The following is an 18,099-nucleotide window of genomic DNA, read 5'->3' as shown; positions in this document are numbered from 1 at the left end:
TCCTCCAACCTAAGCGCCGATCGCCCGGTCCGGACCACCCCTTAGAGGCGGTCCGCGACCCGCCGGGCCGCGATCTGCAGGACCTCCCACGTGGTCGCGAAGGGCGGAGCGTAGGACAGGTCCATCCAGGCGAGGTCGTCGACCGAGCCACCCGCCCACAGCACGGCCGCGGCGGTGTCGATGCGCTTGCCCGCGCCGCGGCCGCCGACGACCTGCACCCCGAGCAGTCGTCGCGTCGTGCGGTCGGCCATCACCCAGATCGCGATGGGCTCGGCCTCCGGCATGTAGCCGGCCGCGGTCGTGCCCTCGGTGACCAGCGCCAGCGGGTCGAGGCCGGCGGCCTCGGCATCCGTGCGGGACAGGCCCGTGCGGGCGATCTCGAGGTGGACCCCGCTGGACGAGAAGCGCGTGATCGAGGTGTCGACCATCCCGTCGAACGACAGGTCGCCGCCGGCCAGGCTGTCGCCCAGCGCCCGCGCATGCTTGGCCGCGTGGGTGCCGAGGGGCCGGAAGACCCACTCGTCGTCGATCCGGCGCCGCACCTCGCAGCAGTCGCCCGCGGCCCACACGTGGTCCGCCACCCGGCCGTGCGGGTCGGGTCTCAGCGCGCCGTCCTCGGTCAGCTCCAGGCCGCTGCCGTCGAGGCCGGCGTTCTCGAGGAAGGCCGTGGCCGGCTTGACGCCGACGGCCACCACCACGAGGTCGGCCTCCCGCGTGCCGCCGTCCCAGCGCACGCCGGTGACCCGGTCGCCGTCGACCTCGAGGCCGGTGACCTCGGCGCCGAGCACGAGCTCGACCCCGGCGTCGACGAGCCCGGTGTTCACCAGGTCGGACATCTCGTCCTCCAGCATCGCCATCCCCCGCGTGCGCGTGAGGACGGTGACCCCGAAGCCCCGCTCCAGTGCCGCCTCGGCCACCTCGACGCCGACGTAGCCCGCACCCACGACCACGACGTGCGCACCCGGTCCCGCCTCCGCGAAGCTGCTGACCCACGCGGCCCCGTCGTCCAGCGTCTTGACCACGCCGACACCGTCGTACGTCCTGCCGTCGGGGCGCCGCGCCCAGTCGGGCACGACCGCGGGGGCGCCCGTCGCGACCACCAGGTCGTCGTACTCCAGCACGTCGCCCGCTGCCGTCGTCACCGTCCGCGCAGCGAGGTCGGCCGCGACGACCTCGGTGCCGAGCCGCAGGTCGATCCCGGCATCGCGGTGCTCGGCGGCCGTGCGGGCCACGAGGTCGTCACCGCTGTCCACGTCGCCCGCCATCCAGTACGGGATGCCGCAGGCGCTGTAGGACGTGTGGCTGCTCGCCTCGAGCGCCGTCACGGCCAGCGACTCGCCGCGCTTCGCGGCCGTGCGGAGCGCCTGGTGGGCCGCCCCCATGCCGACGGCGTCCGCGCCCACGACGACGACGCGGCGCGGTCCCGTCATTCCTCGGTCTGCTTCGCCCAGAGGTTCACGCCCGAGTCGACGGCGAAGCGGTCGATCTCGACGAGCTCGGCCTCGGTCAGCGGTGGCGCCTCGAGCGCGTCGAGGTTGGTGTCGAGCTGCTCGACGCTGGAGGCGCCGATCACCGCGCTCGTCACCCGCTCGTCACGGAGCACCCACTGGAGCGCCAGCTGCGCCAGCCTCTGGCCGCGTCCCTCCGCGATGGCGTGGAGCGACCGCACGCGCTCGAGGGTCTCGTCGTCGAGCCCCGTGATCGTCGAACCGTCACGTGCCGCACGCGAGTCCGCCGGGACGCCGTCGAGGTAGCGGTCGGTCAGCAGCCCCTGCGCGAGCGCGGTGAAGACGATGCAGCCCATCCCCTGCTCCTCGAGCTCGTCGAGCAGGCCGCCCTCGATCCAGCGGTTGAGCATCGAGTACGACGGCTGGTGGATCAGCAGCGGTGTGCCGAGCTCGCGCGCGATCGTCGCCGCCTCCCGCGTCCGCTCCGGGGAGTAGGAGGAGATGCCGGCGTAGAGCGCGCGGCCCGAGCGCACCGCGGTGTCGAGCGCCATCATCGTCTCCTCGACGGGCGTCTCGGGGTCGAAGCGGTGGCTGTAGAAGATGTCGACGTAGTCGAGCCCCATCCGCGCCAGCGACTGGTCGAGCGAGGCCAGCACGTACTTCCGCGAGCCGCCGCCCTGGCCGTAGGGCCCCGGCCACATGTCGTAGCCCGCCTTGGTGGAGATCACCAGCTCGTCGCGGTGGGCGGCGAAGTCGTCGGCGAGGTAGCGGCCGACGTTCTCCTCCGCGCGGCCGTAGGGCGGGCCGTAGTTGTTGGCCAGGTCGAAGTGGGTGACACCGCGGTCGAACGCCCGCCGCAGGATCGCGCGCTGGGTCTCCTCGGGCCGGTCGGTGCCGAAGTTCTGCCACAGGCCGAGCGAGAGCGCCGGCAGCCTCAGGCCACTGCGGCCCGTGCGCCGGTAGTGCATCCCGGTGCTGTCGTCGTACCTGTCGGGGGCTGCGTCGTAGGGCATGCCGCACATCCTGCCCGGTCCGGGGTAGGGCCGTGCCCGGGCTGGACCGGGGTGATACCTGATGGTCCCGAGCGGCGCAGCGGGGTGTACTGGACACATGACCTCCTCGATGCGCGGCACCGCCTTCAAGCTCGCGCTGTCGACCGCACGGCGGGTGCCGTACGTGCGCCGGGTCCCGGCCGGCATCCGGTTCCCCCTCGAGCGCGACGGGGTCGACCCGGTCGCCCGCCTGGCGGCGACGCGCGAGCGCGGCGAGGTGGTGCGCCTGGCCCGGCTGCTGGGCACCCGCGTCTGGCTGGTCACGGGGTACGACGCCGCCCGGGCCGTGTTGGCCGACTCGACGTCCTTCGCCAACGACGTGCGCGACATCATCGGCCGCCAGGACCGGGCCCCGGCCGAGCGGATCGGGGGGCTCGGCATGACCGACCAGCCCGACCACTCCCGCTTGCGCGGCGTGCTCACGCCCTGGTTCACCCGCCGTCGGCTGGCCGACCTCCAGGTCGACATCGACCGCGTCGTCGATGCCGCACTGGACGACATGGCCGCCCACGGCCCGGTGGTCGACCTGGTCGAGCGGTTCGGCTTCCAGGTCCCGTTCGAGGTGATGTGCGACCTGCTCGGCATGCCCGAGGTCGACCGCGCGGAGTTCCGACGGCGCGGCGCCGCGCGGTTCGACCTGCGCGACGCGGGCGGCGGCATCTTCGACACCGCCGCCGGCACCCGGCAGTTCCTCATCGACCTGGTCGCCTCCGAGCGCCGCTCCCCGCACCTGCCGGACGGGCTGGTCGCCCGGATGGTCGCCGACCACGGCGCCGACTTCGACGACGTCGAGCTCGGCGGCCTGGCCGACGGGGTCTTCCTCGGCGGCTACGAGACCAGCGCCAGCATGCTCTCGCTCGGCACCTGGGTCCTGCTCCAGCACCCCGCGGCGTGGGCGACCCTCCAGCGGGGCGAGCCCGCCGAGGTCGACCGCGTCGTCGAGGAGCTGCTGCGCTTCGTGTGCCCCGTGCAGATGGCGTTCCCCCGGATCGCGCGCCACCAGGTCGAGGTCGGCGACCAGGTCGTCCAGCAGGGCGACATCGTGCTGGTCTCGTTGACCGGCGCCGAGCGCGACCCGGAGCACCGCGTCGACCCCGAGCAGTTCGACCCGACCTCCGCCGTCGCGGGCACCCTCGCGTTCGGCCACGGGATGCACCGCTGCGTCGGCGCGGAGCTGGCACGCATGGAGCTGCGCACCGCCCTCGTCTCGCTCGCCCGCCGCTTCCCCGACCTCGCGCTCGCCTGCGACCCCGCCGACCTGCGGTTCACCGAGCTCGCCATCGTCCACGGGGTGGAGGCGCTGCCCGTCCGGCTCGGCTGAGGCCACCACCCGCTGCGTACCGTGGGGCGGGTGGCAGGACGACTCGTGGCCCTCCTCGCCGCGGCCGCCGTCGCGGTGGTCTCCGGCTGCTCGGGTGAGCCCTCGACGCAGGCGCCGCGCGAGCGTCGTACGACGAGCACGCCCGCCCAGACGCCCACCGGCCCACCCACCGGCCCGTCCAGCACGACGCCTGCCGACGAGCCCACCGTCGAGCCCACCGACGAGCCCACCGACGAGCCCACCGACGAGCCGGAGGCGGCTCCCGAGCCGCGCCGCTCCTTCGTGACCATCCCGGCGATCGGGCTGCGCGACTTCCCCGTCGTGCGCTATCGCGGCACCTCCGACGACGCCCCCGGCACCGCGCTGCAGAACGCCGGCGAGATGGCCTCGCCGCGCGGCCCCCGTGGCGGCACCGGGCCCGGCGAGGTCGGCAACTACATCGTCACGGGCCACCGGCTCACCGGGACGGCTCCCCTGCGCTACTCGCCGTCGCTGGTGAGGGGCGATCGCATCCAGGTGCGCACGGGCGACACGGTCTTCGTCTACGAGGTGCGTCGCACCCGCTGGACGTCGTTCCGGCGGCCCGCCTCGCTCCGCGCCCAGCGGGCCGAGGTGCCGGGCCGCCCGGGCGAGACGGCCACGCAGCCGATGATCACCCTCTCCACCTGCGCGACCCTCGAGGACCACGCCAACGGCAACTACTGGTCCGACGAGTTCGACAACCCCGAGCACCGCATCGACAAGGTCGGGGTCCTCGTCGCGACCCGCCCGGCCTGACGAAACCCCGTTGCCCCGGCCCTCCCCGACCCTGTGGACTGCGCGCCATGAGCCAGCCCAGCGACCGGTGGCGCGACCCCGGGTTCCTCGACGAGGCCCACGCATGGATCTCCGCGCGGCTCGCCGAGCAGGGCCGCTCGGTCGTCGGCGCGGTCGAGCAGCCGCACGTGACCGACTGGTCGACCGTCATGCGGGTGCCCACGGACGGCGGGGTCGTCTGGTTCAAGGCCAACGACGAGACGATGCGTCACGAGGCGGCCGTGACCGCCCTGGTCGCGCCGCTCTCGGACGGGCGGGTGCCGACGCCGCTCGCCAGCGACCCGCGCACCGGCTGGCTTCTGCTCGCCGACGCCGGGGCGCGGCTGCGCGACGTGATCCCCGAGGAGCGCAGCCTGGAGCGCTGGTACGACGTGCTCGAGGCGTACGCACGCATCCAGGTCGCGTGCGAGGACCAGGTCGACGCCCTGCTGGCCGCCGGGCTGCCCGACCGTCGCCTGCCGACGCTGCCCGGGGCGTACGACGCCCTCCTCGCGCAGCTCGACGACCTCGACCCGCGGCTGCCGGACGCCGACGCGATCGCCGACCTGTGCGACCGGCTGGCCACCTTCGGCATCCGCGAGACCGTCCAGCACGACGACCTGCACGACGGGCAGGTCTTCCTCGGTGCGGGCGTGCACCAGGTGCTCGACTGGGGTGACGCGTGCGTCTCCCACCCCTTCTTCACCCTCGCCGTGACGTTGGAGGGCGTCATCGCGTGGGGCGTCGACGACGAGGAGGGGTCCGAGGACCTCGAGCCGCACCTGGCGGCGTACCTCCGCCCCTATGCCGAGCGCTACCCGCTCACCGACGCCGAGTTGCGCGAGGCCGCGCGTCTCGCGATGCGCCTGGGCTGGGTGTGCCGCGCGATCAACGGCGCCCTGCCCCAGGACCCGGGCCAGACGCACACCCGGCTGCGGATGTTCCTCGACGGCCGGCCCTAGCCCGGGGCCTCAGCCCCGGCGCGTCTCCAGCACGCGGAAGCCCTTGCTGCTGGCCAGGCGCTCCGTCGGCCAGCCCTGCTCGGTGAGCCACCGCTGCAGCGAGTCGGCACCGAGGTTCTTGCCCACGACCATGACCATCCGGCCGCCGGGCGCGAGGCGCGGCAGCCACGCCAGCAGCAGCTCGTGCAGCGCCTCCTTGCCGATCCGGATGGGCGGGTTGGACCAGATCTCGTCGAAGACCTGGTTGCCGGGCACCTGCTCGGGCAGGCAGGCGACGAAGCGCGAGTCGAGGCCGGCGGCGCGGGCGTTGTCGTTGGCGAGCAGCAGTGCCCGCTCGTTGACGTCGACGCCGGTCACGTTGGCCAGCGGCACCGCCCTCGCGATCGCCAGGCCGATGACGCCGTAGCCGCAGCCGAGGTCGAGGAACTGGCCCTGCACCGGCGGCTCGAGCTCCCTGAACAGCACCGCCGTCGCGTGGTCGAGGTGGCCGCGGCTGAACACCCCCGAGCCCGTGTTCAGGGTCAGCGGGTGGCCCCACAGCTCGGCGGTGAAGCTCTCCCGCTCGAAGGGCACGCCGGGGTCGGCGGAGAAGTAGTGCTCAGTCATGGATCGCCTCTCGTCGGGCTCGGGCACGCTCGGCCTGGGCGGCGAGCTCGTCGTCGTCGGGGTAGCCGACCTCCTCCAGCGTGAGGCCGTGGGCGTGCACCACCCGCACCCCCTGGTCGCGCCGTCGGCCGGCCATCACCTCCGCCGGCCAGCCGACCGGCTGCCGGCCCTCGCCCACCGCGACCAGGCAGCCGACCAGGGCGCGCACCATGTTGTGGCAGAAGGCGTCGGCGCGCACCGAGCCCACGACGAGGCCGGCGTCGTCACGGCGCCAGTCGAGGTCGAGCAGGGTGCGGACGGTGGTCGCCCCCTCCCGCTGCTTGCAGAAGGAGGCGAAGTCACGCAGGCCGACCAGCGGCGCGGACGCCTCGTTCATGGCGTCGAGGTCCAGCCGCCGCCCCCACGTCAGCACGTACCCGCGCACGAGCGGGTCGGCGAGCTCCTGCGCGTCGGCGATCCGGTAGGCGTAGCGCCGCCAGACCGCCGAGAAGCGGGCGTCGAAGCCCGGGGGTGCCTCGACCACGCGACGGACGCGGAGATCGGGCGGCAGGATGCCGTCCACGCGGCGGGCGAGGGCGTGGAGCGGCGGGTCGGACGAGCGCCCGGCGGAGGCGGCGACGACCTCGGGGGCGACGTCGACGTGCGCGACCTGGCCGCGTGCGTGGACGCCGGCGTCGGTGCGGCCGGCCACGGTGACCCGCACCTCGGGCACCCGCAGCGCGGTGGCCAGCGCTCCCTCGAGGCTTCCCTGGACCGTACGACGCCCGGGCTGGGCGGCCCAGCCGGAGAAGTCGGCGCCGTCGTAGGCACAGTCGATCCGCAGGCGCACGCAGCGATCCTAGGGCGCCGTCGCCGACCGGCCACGCTCGCCCGAGGTTGTTCAACCAGATGGTTGACAACGCGAGCCTCGTCGCCGTACGGTCTATTCAACCAATCAGTTGAAGAAGGTGCTCCGTGACCGACCAGCTCTCCCGCGTCTTCGCTGCCCTGGCCGACCCGACCCGACGGGACATGGTGGCCCGCCTCAGCGAGGGCGACCACACGGTCAACGACCTGGCCGCGCCGTACGACGTGAGCCTGCAGGCCGTCTCCAAGCACCTCAAGGTGCTCGAGGACGCCGGCCTGGTGACGCGGACGCGGGAGGCGCAGCGACGTCCCGTGCACCTGGAAGCCGAGGTGTTCGACCTCATGACGAAGTGGATCGAGCGCTACCGCCAGCAGGCCGAGGAGCGCTTCGCGCGCCTCGACGCCGTGCTCGCGCGGATGCAGGACGACGACAACCCGAGCTACACAGAGAAGGAAGGAACCGCATCATGACCACCGTGCAGACCGGCGACGCCGCCACGCGCTACCCCGAGGCCGCCATCGAGGCCGACAGCGACGTGCCCGCCATCCACGTCCGCCGCGACTTCGCGGCCACCCCCGCCCAGCTCTTCCGGGCTCACACCGACCCCGAGCTCTTCGCGCAGTGGGTCGGGCCCGACGGCGTCGGCGCCGACATCACCCACTGGGACGCCCGCGACGGCGGCAGCTGGAGCTACACCGCGCGGGGCAGCGACGGTCGGGAGGAGTTCGAGACCGCGTTCCGCGGGTGCTTCCACACCGTGCGCGAGGACCGCATCGTTCAGACGTTCACCTGGGAGGGCATGCCCGACGGCGTCTCGCTGGAGACGGTGACCTTCGAGGACCTCGGCGACGGCCGCACCCGCCTCCACGCCGTGAGCCTCTGCGACTCCTTCGAGGACCGCGACGCCTGGCTGCGCAGCGGCATGGAGGTCGGCGTCAACGACGGCTACGCCGCGATCGACCGCCTCCTCGCCGACGGCGCCCTCTGATGGCGCTCCCCGACGCCCCGGCCGAGCGCCACGCCGCGGTCGCCAGGGGCTTCGGCCGGCTGGTGGCGCAGACCCCCGACTGGTCCGCCCCGGCCCCGGTCGACGGCTGGACCGCACGCGACGTCGTCGGCCACCTCGTCGGCTGGTTCCCGCCCTTCCTGGCCAGCGGCGGCGTCGAGCTGCCCGCGGGCCCGTCGGTGGACGACGACCCGCTCGCGGCGTGGCAGCACCACACGGACGCCGTCCAACGAGCCCTCGAGCATCGCGGCGACGAGCCCTTCACCCATCCGCGCGCCGGCACCCACCGGCTCGCCGACGCCGTCGACCGGTTCTACACCGCCGACGTCTTCATGCACTCGTGGGACCTCGCCCGTGCCGGGGGCCAGGACGCCGGGCTCGACGAGGACTTCGCCGCCCAGCTGCTGGCGGGGATGCGCCCGATCGAGCAGGTGCTGCGCGACTCCGGGCAGTACGGCCCCGCGGTCCCGGTGCCCGACGACGCCCCCGTCGTCGACCGGCTGATGGGCTTCGTCGGGCGCGACCCCGCCTGGCGCCCCGCCGTCGGAGGCACCCCGTGAGCACCGTGGTGATGAACAACGTGGTGTCGCTGGACGGGTTCATCGCCGACCTCCACGACGACCCGGGCCCCCTGTTCGACTGGTACTTCAACGGGGACCGGCCGCTGTCCGCCCAGGACATGGACGACCCTGCGCCCGGCGGCCTGCGGGTGTCGCAGACGTCGTACGACTACGTCCGCCCCGTGTGGGACTCCATCGGCACCATGGTGATCGGCCGCCACCTGTTCGACCTCACGAACGGGTGGGAGGGGCGTCCCCCCTCAGGCGACCACGTCGTCGTGGTGTCCCACCGGCCGAGGCCCGAGGGGTGGCACCCGGAGGCGTCGTACCACTTCGTCGACGACGTGACCGCCGCGGTCGCCACCGCTCGTGAGCTGGCCGGCGACCGGACGGTGGCCGTGGCGGCGGGCGACGTCGGCGGGCAGGCCCTCGCCCTCGGCCTCGTCGACGAGGTGGCGATGGACGTCGTGCCGGTGGTCTTCGGCACCGGCAAGCGCTACTTCGGCTCGATCCGGACCCAGCACCTGCTCGACGACCCGGAGGTCGTCATCCAGGGCGACCGCGTGCTCCACCTCCGGTTCCGCGTGCGTCGTTGACCCCTCGTAGGGTCGACGACATGAGGTACGTCGTCTACGGCGCCGGCGCCGTCGGTGGGGTCGTCGGCGGCACGCTCGCGCGCGCCGGTCACGCGGTGACGCTGGTCGCGCGGGGCGCCCACCTCGAGGCCATCCGGGCGGAGGGCCTGGTGCTCGATGCCGGCGACGGCCGCCACCGCATCGACACGCCGGCCACCGACACCGCGGCCGAGGTCCGGTGGACCGACGACACGGTCGTGCTGCTGGCGGTCAAGTCCCACCAGGCGTCCGTCGCGCTCGCCGACCTCCGCGCCCACGCCCCCGCCGACGTCCCCGTCGTGTGTGCCACCAACGGCATCGCCACGGAGGCGGCCGCGCTGCGGCTCTTCGCGAGGACGTACGCCGTCTGCGTCATGCTGCCGGCGACCCACCTCGAGCCCGGCGTGGTGGTGGCGTCGTGCCACCCGACCCCGGCGATCCTCGACATCGGCCGGTTCCCCGGCGGCACCGACGAGACCACCGCGGCCGTGTCCGCCGACCTCGGGGTGGCGGGCATCGCGTCCGAGGAGCGCGACGACATCATGGCGCTGAAGCGGCGCAAGCTCGTGATGAACCTCGGCAACGGGGTCGACGCGTCGTTCGCCCAGGGCGAGGCGGCCGACGAGCTCGCCCAGCGCGCGCAGGAGGAGGGCGAGCAGGTGCTGGCCGCGGCCGGCCTCACCGTCGTCACGGCCGCCGAGGACCGCGCGCGGCGCGGCTCGATCCTCCAGCGCCGGACCGACCTCGAGCGCCGCGGCGGCTCCACCTGGCAGAGCCTGACCCGCGGCACCGGCGACTCCGAGATCGACTACCTCGCCGGGGAGGTCGTGCTCCAGGGCCGCCTGCACGGCGTCCCCACGCCCGTGAACGACGCCGTCGTGGCCGCCACCCGCCTCCTCACCGCCACCGGCGGCGCCCCCCGCAGCCTCGACGCGGGCGAGGTCCTCGCTCGCCTCTGACCGCCGGGCGGCGGCGCGGGAGCCCCGAGCGGTGAGCGGGCCACATTTCCTGCGGCCGGAACGTGGCTGGGCCACCGCTCCTCCCCCCGGGCGACGCACGAAGGCCCGCCACCCCGGTGGGGTGACGGGCCTTGCGTGGCGGACCCGGGATCAGGCCTTGGGCTCGTCCGACTCCTCGGCAGCCTCGGCGGCCTCGGCGGCCGCCTCGTGCTCGGCAGCGGCAGCCTCGTGCTCAGCGGCAGCGGCCTCGTGCTCGGCAGCGGCGGCCTCGTGCTCGGCGGCAGCGGTCTCGGCGGTGGTGTCCTCGGTCTCGACGACCTCGGTGTGCTCGGCCTCGACGGGAGCAGCCGGCGCGGCAGCGGCCTCGGTCTTCTTGGTCGAGGGCGCCTTCGGGCTGTAGGCCTCGGTCACCAGCTCGATGACCGCCATGGGGGCGTTGTCGCCCTTGCGGGGGCCGATCTTGGTGATGCGGGTGTACCCACCGGGACGCTCGGCGAAGGTCGGCGCGATCTCGGTGAACAGCGTGTGCACGACCGACTTGTCGCGGATGGTCTTGAGGACCTCACGACGGTTGTGCAGGTCGCCGCGCTTGGCCTTGGTGATCAGCTTCTCCGCGACCGGGCGCAGCAGGCGCGCGCGGGTCTCGGTGGTGGTGATCCGGCCGTGCTCGAACAGGGCGGTGGCCAGGTTCGACAGCATCAGGCGCTGGTGGGCCGGGCTGCCGCCGAGGCGGGGACCCTTCTTGGGCTTGGGCATGTGGTGCCTTCCTTCTCTCGGGCCGTGTCAGGTACCCGGGTAGACGACCGGCCCAGTCGTTGGCTGGGCCCGGTCGGTTTCGGTGGTACGTCCCCCGTGGCGGGGGCCGGGGGGGTCAGAGCTGCTCGTCCTCGATGAACGCGTCGTCGTCGTCGTCGCCGTAGGCGGCGAGGGCGGCGTGCGGGTCGAAGCCGGGCGCGCTGTCCTTGAGCGAGAGGCCCATCTCGACCAGCTTGGCCTTGACCTCGTCGATGGACTTGGCACCGAAGTTGCGGATGTCGAGCAGGTCCTGCTCCGAGCGCGAGATGAGCTCGCCCACGGTGTGGATGCCCTCGCGCTTGAGGCAGTTGTAGCTGCGGACGGTGAGCTGCAGGTCCTCGACCGGGAGGGCCAGGTCGGCGGCGAGCTGCTCGTCGACGGGCGACGGGCCGATGTCGATGCCCTCGGCCTCGACGTTGAGCTCGCGGGCCAGGCCGAAGAGCTCGACCAGGGTCTTGCCGGCCGAGGCGATCGCGTCGCGGGGACGGATCGACGGCTTGGTCTCGACGTCGATGACGAGCTTGTCGAAGTCGGTGCGCTGCTCGACACGGGTGGCCTCGACCTTGTAGGTCACCTTCAGCACCGGGCTGTAGATCGAGTCGACCGGCATGCGGCCGATCTCGTTGTCGGCACCCTTGTTCTGCACGGACGAGACGTAGCCGCGCCCGCGCTCGACGACCAGCTCCATCTCCAGCTTGCCCTTGTCGGACAGCGTGGCGATCTTCAGGTCGGGGTTGTGCACCTCGACGCCGGCGGGCGGGGTGATGTCGGCGGCGGTGACGTCACCGGCACCGGACTTGCGCAGGTACATCACGACCGGCTCGTCGTGCTCGGAGGAGACGACGATGCCCTTGAGGTTGAGGATGATCTCGGTCATGTCCTCGGTGACGCCCTCGATCGTCGAGAACTCGTGGAGGACGGAGTCGACCTTGATGCTGGTGACCGAGGCACCCGGGATCGAGCTGAGGAGCGTACGACGAAGCGAGTTGCCGAGCGTGTAGCCGAAGCCGGGCTCGAGGGGCTCGATGACGAACCGCGAGCGGAACTCGTCGACGGTCTCTTCCGTGAGGGTGGGGCGCTGAGCGATGAGCACGGAGTTTTTCCTTTCCGGATCCACCCGCTATTTGACGGATCCGAACATGGTGAGGAGTGGTGTGGAAGAGGGGCATCGGTGGCCGCCCGCAGGACGGGCGGCCACCGACAAGGTCACTTCTTGGAGTAGTACTCCACGATCAGCTGCTCCTGGACCGGGACGTCGATCTGCGCCCGGACCGGGACCTGGTGGATGAGGACGCGCATCCGCGACGGGATGACCTCCATCCACGCGGGGGTGACGCGCTCGCCGTGGGTCTCACGCGCCACGATCAGCGGGGTGAGCTCGAGCGACTTCTCGCGCACGTCGATGATGTCGTGGTCGGTGACCTGGAAGGACGGGATGTCGACCTTCTTGCCGTTGACCAGGAAGTGGCCGTGCACGACGAGCTGGCGGGCCTGGCGGCGCGTCCGGGCGAAGCCGGCGCGGTAGACCACGTTGTCGAGGCGGCACTCGAGGAGCTGCAGGAGGTTGTCGCCGGTCTTGCCCTGGCGACGGCTGGCCTCCTTGTAGTAGCGGACGAACTGCTTCTCCATCACGCCGTAGGTGAAGCGGGCCTTCTGCTTCTCACGGAGCTGCAGCAGGTACTCGGACTCCTTGATACGACCGCGGCCGTGCTGGCCGGGGGCGTAGGGACGCTTCTCGAAGGCAGCGTCGCCGCCGACGAGGTCGACACCGAGACGGCGCGACTTGCGGGTCATGGGACCGGTGTAGCGGGCCATGTGTCAGTCTCTCTTTCTCAGTCTCGGGTCAGACGCGGCGGCGCTTGGGCGGCCGGCATCCGTTGTGCGGGGTGGGCGTGACGTCCTGGATGGTGCCGACCTCGAGGCCGATGGCACCCAGCGACCGGATGGCGGTCTCACGACCCGAGCCCGGGCCCTTGACGAAGACGTCGATCTTCTTCATGCCGTGGTCCATGGCGCGACGGCCGGCGGCCTCGGCAGCCATCTGGGCGGCGAAGGGGGTGGACTTGCGCGAGCCCTTGAAGCCGACGGTGCCGGCAGAGGCCCACGAGATCACCGCACCGGTCGGGTCGGTGATCGTGACGATGGTGTTGTTGAACGTGCTCTTGATGTGGGCTTCGCCCTGGGCGACGTTCTTCTTCTCCTTGCGGCGGACCTTGGTCGCGCGGCTCTTGGGAGGCATTCACTAACTCCTGAGGTCTGGTCTGGAAGCTTCGATGACGAGGATCAGCGCGGGGCGCCGATCACTTCGCCTTCTTCTTGCCGGCGACGGTGCGCTTGGGGCCCTTGCGGGTGCGCGCGTTGGTCTTGGTGCGCTGACCGCGGACCGGGAGGCCCATGCGGTGGCGGCGACCCTGGTAGCTGCCGATCTCGATCTTGCGGCGGATGTCCGCCTGGACCTCACGTCGGAGGTCACCCTCGATCTTGAAGTTGGCTTCGATCTCGTCGCGAAGCTTGACCAGCTCCTCGTCACCGAGCGTGTGGACCCGGGCGTTCGGGTCGACGCCGGTGGCGGCCAGGAGCTGCTGGGCGCGGGTACGGCCGATGCCGTAGATGTAGGTGAGCGCGATCTCGATGCGCTTGTCGCGCGGGAGGTCGACACCAACGAGGCGTGCCATGTGGCGGTTCCTTGTCTGTTCTCGCAGTGGTTTCTGGTCGTGTCGCGTCCCATCCCGCCTCGGGTGGGCTCCGGCCAGTGCTCCGGAGGTGACTTCAGTCCGCCTGGGCGGACCTAGCGATCACGTTGTGGGTGGTGCTGTGTTGCGGTCGTCCTGCTGGGGTTCAAGCCCTCTTGCCGCAAGCGGCTGCGAGGCTCGCGCTGCTCGTCCGGCAAGCCGGACGAGATCGCTCAGCCCTGGCGCTGCTTGTGGCGCGGGTTCTCGCAGATGACCATGACCCGGCCGTGACGGCGGATGACCTTGCACTTGTCACAGATGGGCTTGACGCTGGGGTTGACCTTCATGTCAACGAATCCTTGCTACTCGGCTGGACGTGTCACTTGTAGCGGTAGACGATCCGACCCCGGGTGAGGTCGTACGGCGAGAGCTCCACCACGACCCGGTCCTCGGGGAGGATCCGGATGTAGTGCTGTCGCATCTTGCCGCTGATGTGCGCGAGCACCTTGTGCCCGTTGGCCAGCTCCACACGGAACATGGCGTTGGGAAGGGCCTCCACGACGGTGCCCTCGATCTCGATCACGCCTTCTTTCTTCGGCATGTCCTCCACAATCTGTTGTCTCGTTGTCTACCGTGGCCCGGGAACCGCCCGGCACCTGCGGCGCAGGTGGCCGGTGGACCTCGTGAGGCGGTCCGGGGAACCTCTTCCCGGGCACGCGCGCAAGCGTCTGGGACGATCACACGAGATTCCGGACAGCCGCGAGGCGCCACGAAACACAGCCCACGTTGGGCCGACGCACCAGTTTAGTCAGGCGTGCGTCGAGAACGCCAATCAGCGAGGTCGCGCAGCCGCCGCGCGACTCCCCGGACACGCCCGGGCGCGGGGGTCGGCACGGACGTGGGGTCGCCGTCGGCGGGCTGCCGGTCCACGGCCCGTGGTCGCCCGGATGTCGTACGTCGCAGCGAGCGGAGGCTGGTCGCGGCCCGGAAGCGCTGCCAGCGGCCCACCTCCCGCGACATGGCCCGCCGCTCGGCGTCGACCGACTCCCAGTAGGTCGCGGCCGCGCCCACCTCGGGCGTGCTGGGGCCGAAGACGAAGCTGTCGGCGCGGCGCGCCAGCGTGCCGGCCCGGCCGGACACGATGCCGGCCGACTGCTCGCGCCGGGTGACGGTCGGCCCCAGCGGCACCGGCTGGCCGAGGTCGCGCGCGTGGTCGACGAGCTCGCGCCAGGCGCCCACGAAGCGGGCGGACGCCGACGCAGCGCTGCGGCGGCGGTGCCGGCGCCACGCCTTGAGGCCGACCACGGCCGCCAGCAGCAAGGCGGCGAGGAGGAGCGGGAGGCCGACGTAGGTCGCGACGAGGCCGACCCACGACGGCAGGCCCGGGATGATGCTGTCCTCGTCCTCCTCGGCCTTCTTCTTGCGGGTGGCCTTGCGCTCCTTGAGGTCGGCGTCGCTCTGCTCCCCCGCGTCCGACGGCGGCGGGATCGGGTTGGGCGGCGGGATGACCGTCCCGGACATCGGGGTGTTGGTCTCGGGCACCTGGTCGGCCGGGGGCGTGTCCGACATGAAGGCCTCGGTCGGCAGCGTCTTCCACGTGCCGTCGGCGGCACGGAGCTCCACCCAGGCCGACACGTCCTTGCCGGTGACCCGTCCGCCCTCGGGCACGACGGCGCCCAGCACGACGCGGGCCGGGACGCCGATGTCGTTGGCGACCAGCGCCATGGTCGCGGCGTACTGCTCGTCGTTGCCGACGATCTGGGGGGCGTTGACGAACTCGTCGGACAGCCGCCAGGCGCTGTGGCCGGCGACGTAGATCCGCTCGGTGCGGCCGACGCCGTCGGAGTACTTGCCCTCCGAGCGGAGGTGCTCCGCGGCGGCGAGCACGCGGTCCATCGGGTCGGTGCCGGCGTCCTCGGTCCACTTCTCGGTGGGCCCCTGGACGAACGCCGCCCCGGGCGGGAGCGGCGTCAGGTCGGCGGACCCGACGGTCTCCTCGGTCAGCGCGTCGTCGGGCTCGACCGCCGTGAAGGAGTAGCGGTCGCCCGGCTGCATCCCGGTGGGGACGACGGCGGTGGAGGTGGCGAGGTTGTAGCGGAACACCTCGGCCTTGGCGCGGGCATCGCCGGTCTCGAAGTCCAGGGACCGGAGGGCGCCGACCGTGGGCAGCCACACCCCGCTCCACCCCTCGCCGAGGGTGATCGTCGCGTCGACCTCCTCCCCCTCGGCCGGGTTGTCGATGGTCGACGACACGCGCTGGAACGAGTCGTCGGCGGGGCCGGGCAGCGCGTCGTCCGTGGCGCCCCAGACCATCCCGTCGTAGCGGTCCATCGTCGCGAACCGGACCCGGGTCTCGGCCGGGACGCCCTCGATGTCGAGCAGGGTCTTGTCGTAGACGTTCGCGGGGCTGGGCTGGCCCTTGAGGTCGACGTACTTGCGGAAGCCGGCCAGCGGCGAGGGGTAGCGGCCGATGTCGAAGGGCGGCTCGACCCAGCTGCGGGCCACCGCGCGCCGCGAGTCGTCGCCGACGAGGAGCGCACTCGCGGGTTGGGCGAGGAGGGCAGCGAGGCCGAGCATGACGACGGCGCCCACGACGCGGGCGTACGACGTGCTGCCGCCGTGCACGGCCGCGCTGGCCCGGCGGGCCCGGATCGCCAGCCAGGCGAGCGCGAGGCCCGTGAAGACCGTGCCCTGCACGACGAGGGACTGCGGGTGGCGGACCCCGAGCAGGATCGCCCCGGAGAGGACGACGGTCATCCCGGCCACGGGGAGCAGGGCGGCGAGCCACGCGCGGCGGACCGTGACGTGCGCCAGCACGCTGCCGACCAGCCCGGCGACCATGCCGGACAGCCAGGGCAGGACCAGCAGCGGGCCGTCACCGTCGACCGGCGGCAGCGTGGTGAGCAGGTCCTTCCAGCCGAAGACCGCCTGGTCCGCGACCCGGGCGAGGGTCCCGGAGCCGGGGAGCGTGTAGGTGTCACCGAGCGAGCGCAAGCACAGGGGGCCGCCGAGCAGGAAGAACAGGACGAGGCAGATGACCACGGCGGAGATCACCGGCCAGCCGGCGGCGCGGGTCAGGTGGGTCACCAGGACCGCGATCACCGTGCCGAGCAGCCCGACCGCGAGGTACGCGGACCCGGTGAACGAGGAGCCGAACGCCGTGAGCGCCACCGCCGACAGCGCCAGCGTGAAGCCGATGTCGACCCACGAGTGGCGGTCGGGCAGCAGCGCGTGGCGGCGTACGCGGGTGCGGGTGCCGGTCGCCGATGTGCTCATCGGACGCTCCAGCGGAGGAGGCCGCCGAGGTCCTCCTTGGCGGCCAGGTGGAGGACGGGCAGGCCGCCGGTCTCGGTGACTCGGCTGTTGCCGTGAGGGTCGACCACGATGCCGAAGCGGCGCACCTCGGGCGGGAAGGCCGCGGAGGAGCGCAGCAGGTCGGTGAACGGCGACTCGCTGCCGCCGATGAAGAACGCGAGGCTGGTGTCGGGGGCCAGCATGCTGGCCTGCCGACCGGAGTCCACGAGGCCGCGGTCGCCGAAGTCGGCACGGCAGACCGCGTCGAGCGCGAGGTGGCCGTCGGAGCCCGACGACGCGTGGGTGCCGCACACGAAGGACACGTCGAACTCGTCGAGCACCGCTCGCACGGCGATCGACGCCGCGACCGCCATCGCCGTCTCGAAGTCCTCCGGGTCCGCCCACGAGCCGAGCCGGTCGTCGACGACGATGGTGGCGTGGCTGCGGCGGGTGTCGAGGTACTCGCGCACGAGCAGGGCCGACTCCCCGGTCGAGGCCATCACCTTCGCCGACGAGCGCCAGTGGATGTGGCGCAGGTCGTCACCGGGGACGTACTCCCGCAGGGCGTGGAAGGCCAGGTCGCTCTGGCTGACGGCGTCGGTGGAGACGCCCTCGAGGTCGCGCAGCAGCCCGGCGCCGAGGGACTCCATGGGCACCAGGTGGGGGCGCACCAGCACCTCGCGCACCGGCGTCCAGACCACGTCGCGGGAGAAGATGCCCACCGGGTCCCCGCGGCGGGTCATCGCCGGTCCGACGGCGATGACCCCGCGTCGCTCGGTGCGGATGGTGAACGACTCCTCGTGGGACGCGCCGGGGGCGAGCGAGCTGATGCCGTAGCGGTGCACGGCCGACCCGACCGGCACCTCGAGCGTCGTCGGGACCAGGCGTGACGACGCGCGGTTGACCACCAGCACGCCGGCGGCGACGGACTCCCCGGCCGCCACCCGCTCGGGCTGGAGCCGCAGGTCGACCGACACGGAGGTCCGGCCGAGCAGGAACGGCAGCGCGAGCACCATCAGCACCAGGCAGCCCGTGCCCAGCACCGCCAGCTCGCGCCACTGCGCGACCACCGCGACCAGGAGCGCACCCAGGCCGAGGCCGAGGACCAGCCAGCCGATCGGCTTGATGACCTCGAGCGCGTCGTTCAACCGCTGTCGCATGGTCGGCG

Annotated in this window: 21 protein-coding genes; 8 read left to right on the top strand and 13 right to left on the bottom strand. The window is 72.7% G+C overall.

The window, feature by feature from the left end; translation table 11 throughout:
• Positions 1–41 precede the first annotated feature (41 nt).
• Together NYO98_RS02495 and mgrA are read right to left on the bottom strand one after the other, a co-directional pair.
• Positions 42–1,430, bottom strand: a complete 1,389-nt coding sequence (locus NYO98_RS02495) for an FAD-dependent oxidoreductase (protein ID WP_268109938.1) — start codon at positions 1,428–1,430, stop codon at positions 42–44.
• Positions 1,427–2,461, bottom strand: a complete 1,035-nt coding sequence (gene mgrA / locus NYO98_RS02490; RefSeq protein ID WP_268109937.1) for an L-glyceraldehyde 3-phosphate reductase — start codon at positions 2,459–2,461, stop codon at positions 1,427–1,429. Before mgrA ends, NYO98_RS02495 begins: the two co-directional genes overlap by 4 nt.
• 97 nt (positions 2,462–2,558) lie before the next feature.
• On the opposite strand from mgrA, the gene NYO98_RS02485 reads away from it, so the two are divergent.
• The 3 genes from NYO98_RS02485 to NYO98_RS02475 are packed head-to-tail and all read left to right on the top strand — an operon-like array spanning position 2,559 to position 5,578.
• Positions 2,559–3,821 carry a cytochrome P450 gene (locus NYO98_RS02485; protein WP_268109936.1) on the top strand — a complete coding sequence of 421 codons (1,263 nt, stop codon included), beginning with the start codon at positions 2,559–2,561 and terminating at the stop codon, positions 3,819–3,821.
• 30 nt (positions 3,822–3,851) lie between these two features.
• The gene (locus NYO98_RS02480) at positions 3,852–4,598 is read left to right on the top strand and encodes a sortase domain-containing protein (protein ID WP_268109935.1); all 747 of its coding nucleotides are present in this window, start codon (positions 3,852–3,854) and stop codon (positions 4,596–4,598) included.
• A gap of 47 nt (positions 4,599–4,645) precedes the next feature.
• Positions 4,646–5,578 (top strand): aminoglycoside phosphotransferase family protein, encoded by a 933-nt coding sequence (locus tag NYO98_RS02475; protein ID WP_268109934.1) that lies wholly within the window; start codon positions 4,646–4,648, stop codon positions 5,576–5,578.
• Between the two features lie 9 nt (positions 5,579–5,587).
• On the opposite strand, the gene NYO98_RS02470 is transcribed toward NYO98_RS02475, so the two are convergent.
• Entirely contained in the window at positions 5,588–6,184 is a 597-nt protein-coding gene (locus NYO98_RS02470) for a class I SAM-dependent methyltransferase (RefSeq protein ID WP_268109933.1), read from the bottom strand.
• On the bottom strand, positions 6,177–7,013 hold the full coding sequence (truA, locus tag NYO98_RS02465) for a tRNA pseudouridine(38-40) synthase TruA (protein ID WP_268109932.1): 837 nt from the start codon (positions 7,011–7,013) through the stop codon (positions 6,177–6,179). Before truA ends, NYO98_RS02470 begins: the two co-directional genes overlap by 8 nt.
• Before the next feature lie 125 nt (positions 7,014–7,138).
• Between truA and NYO98_RS02460 the strand changes: the two genes are divergently transcribed.
• The 5 genes from NYO98_RS02460 to NYO98_RS02440 are packed head-to-tail and all read left to right on the top strand — an operon-like array spanning position 7,139 to position 10,170.
• Complete coding sequence (locus NYO98_RS02460) at positions 7,139–7,501, top strand: ArsR/SmtB family transcription factor (RefSeq protein ID WP_268109930.1); 363 nt, start codon at positions 7,139–7,141, stop codon at positions 7,499–7,501.
• Entirely contained in the window at positions 7,498–8,019 is a 522-nt protein-coding gene (locus NYO98_RS02455; protein ID WP_268109929.1) for an SRPBCC family protein, read from the top strand. The genes NYO98_RS02460 and NYO98_RS02455 overlap by 4 nt, the downstream gene beginning before the upstream one ends.
• On the top strand, positions 8,019–8,597 hold the full coding sequence (locus tag NYO98_RS02450; protein WP_268109928.1) for a TIGR03086 family metal-binding protein: 579 nt from the start codon (positions 8,019–8,021) through the stop codon (positions 8,595–8,597). Before NYO98_RS02455 ends, NYO98_RS02450 begins: the two co-directional genes overlap by 1 nt.
• Complete coding sequence (locus NYO98_RS02445; RefSeq protein WP_268109927.1) at positions 8,594–9,193, top strand: dihydrofolate reductase family protein; 600 nt, start codon at positions 8,594–8,596, stop codon at positions 9,191–9,193. Before NYO98_RS02450 ends, NYO98_RS02445 begins: the two co-directional genes overlap by 4 nt.
• A 20-nt stretch (positions 9,194–9,213) precedes the next feature.
• Positions 9,214–10,170, top strand: coding sequence for a ketopantoate reductase family protein (locus NYO98_RS02440; RefSeq protein WP_268109925.1), 957 nt, complete (start codon positions 9,214–9,216; stop codon positions 10,168–10,170).
• Positions 10,171–10,320: 150 nt separating this feature from the next.
• On the opposite strand, the gene rplQ is transcribed toward NYO98_RS02440, so the two are convergent.
• The 9 genes from rplQ to NYO98_RS02395 form a co-directional block, all read right to left on the bottom strand.
• On the bottom strand, positions 10,321–10,926 hold the full coding sequence (rplQ, locus tag NYO98_RS02435; RefSeq protein WP_268109923.1) for a 50S ribosomal protein L17: 606 nt from the start codon (positions 10,924–10,926) through the stop codon (positions 10,321–10,323).
• Between the two features lie 115 nt (positions 10,927–11,041).
• Positions 11,042–12,058, bottom strand: coding sequence for a DNA-directed RNA polymerase subunit alpha (locus tag NYO98_RS02430; protein ID WP_179619758.1), 1,017 nt, complete (start codon positions 12,056–12,058; stop codon positions 11,042–11,044).
• 113 nt (positions 12,059–12,171) lie between these two features.
• Positions 12,172–12,780 carry a 30S ribosomal protein S4 gene (rpsD, locus tag NYO98_RS02425; protein WP_201938281.1) on the bottom strand — a complete coding sequence of 203 codons (609 nt, stop codon included), beginning with the start codon at positions 12,778–12,780 and terminating at the stop codon, positions 12,172–12,174.
• 28 nt (positions 12,781–12,808) lie between these two features.
• Positions 12,809–13,204 (bottom strand): 30S ribosomal protein S11, encoded by a 396-nt coding sequence (gene rpsK, locus NYO98_RS02420; protein ID WP_056906616.1) that lies wholly within the window; start codon positions 13,202–13,204, stop codon positions 12,809–12,811.
• Between the two features lie 61 nt (positions 13,205–13,265).
• A complete protein-coding gene (rpsM, locus tag NYO98_RS02415) occupies positions 13,266–13,640 on the bottom strand; it encodes a 30S ribosomal protein S13 (RefSeq protein WP_056599771.1) in 375 nt (124 codons plus the stop codon).
• Between the two features lie 230 nt (positions 13,641–13,870).
• Positions 13,871–13,984, bottom strand: coding sequence for a 50S ribosomal protein L36 (gene rpmJ / locus NYO98_RS02410; RefSeq protein WP_004008316.1), 114 nt, complete (start codon positions 13,982–13,984; stop codon positions 13,871–13,873).
• A gap of 32 nt (positions 13,985–14,016) precedes the next feature.
• Positions 14,017–14,238, bottom strand: a complete 222-nt coding sequence (gene infA / locus NYO98_RS02405; RefSeq protein ID WP_056599768.1) for a translation initiation factor IF-1 — start codon at positions 14,236–14,238, stop codon at positions 14,017–14,019.
• A 203-nt stretch (positions 14,239–14,441) separates the two neighbouring features.
• Entirely contained in the window at positions 14,442–16,913 is a 2,472-nt protein-coding gene (locus tag NYO98_RS02400; protein WP_268109919.1) for a DUF3488 and transglutaminase-like domain-containing protein, read from the bottom strand.
• Positions 16,910–18,091 (bottom strand): DUF58 domain-containing protein, encoded by a 1,182-nt coding sequence (locus NYO98_RS02395; protein ID WP_268109918.1) that lies wholly within the window; start codon positions 18,089–18,091, stop codon positions 16,910–16,912. The genes NYO98_RS02400 and NYO98_RS02395 overlap by 4 nt, the downstream gene beginning before the upstream one ends.
• Positions 18,092–18,099: the final 8 nt, after the last annotated feature.

It is taken from the genome of Nocardioides pini, from assembly GCF_026712185.1.
GTDB classification, from domain to species: domain Bacteria; phylum Actinomycetota; class Actinomycetes; order Propionibacteriales; family Nocardioidaceae; genus Nocardioides; species Nocardioides pini.
The sequence above is the reverse complement of the archived record's forward strand: the minus strand, read 5'-3'. Positions and strand labels throughout refer to the sequence as shown.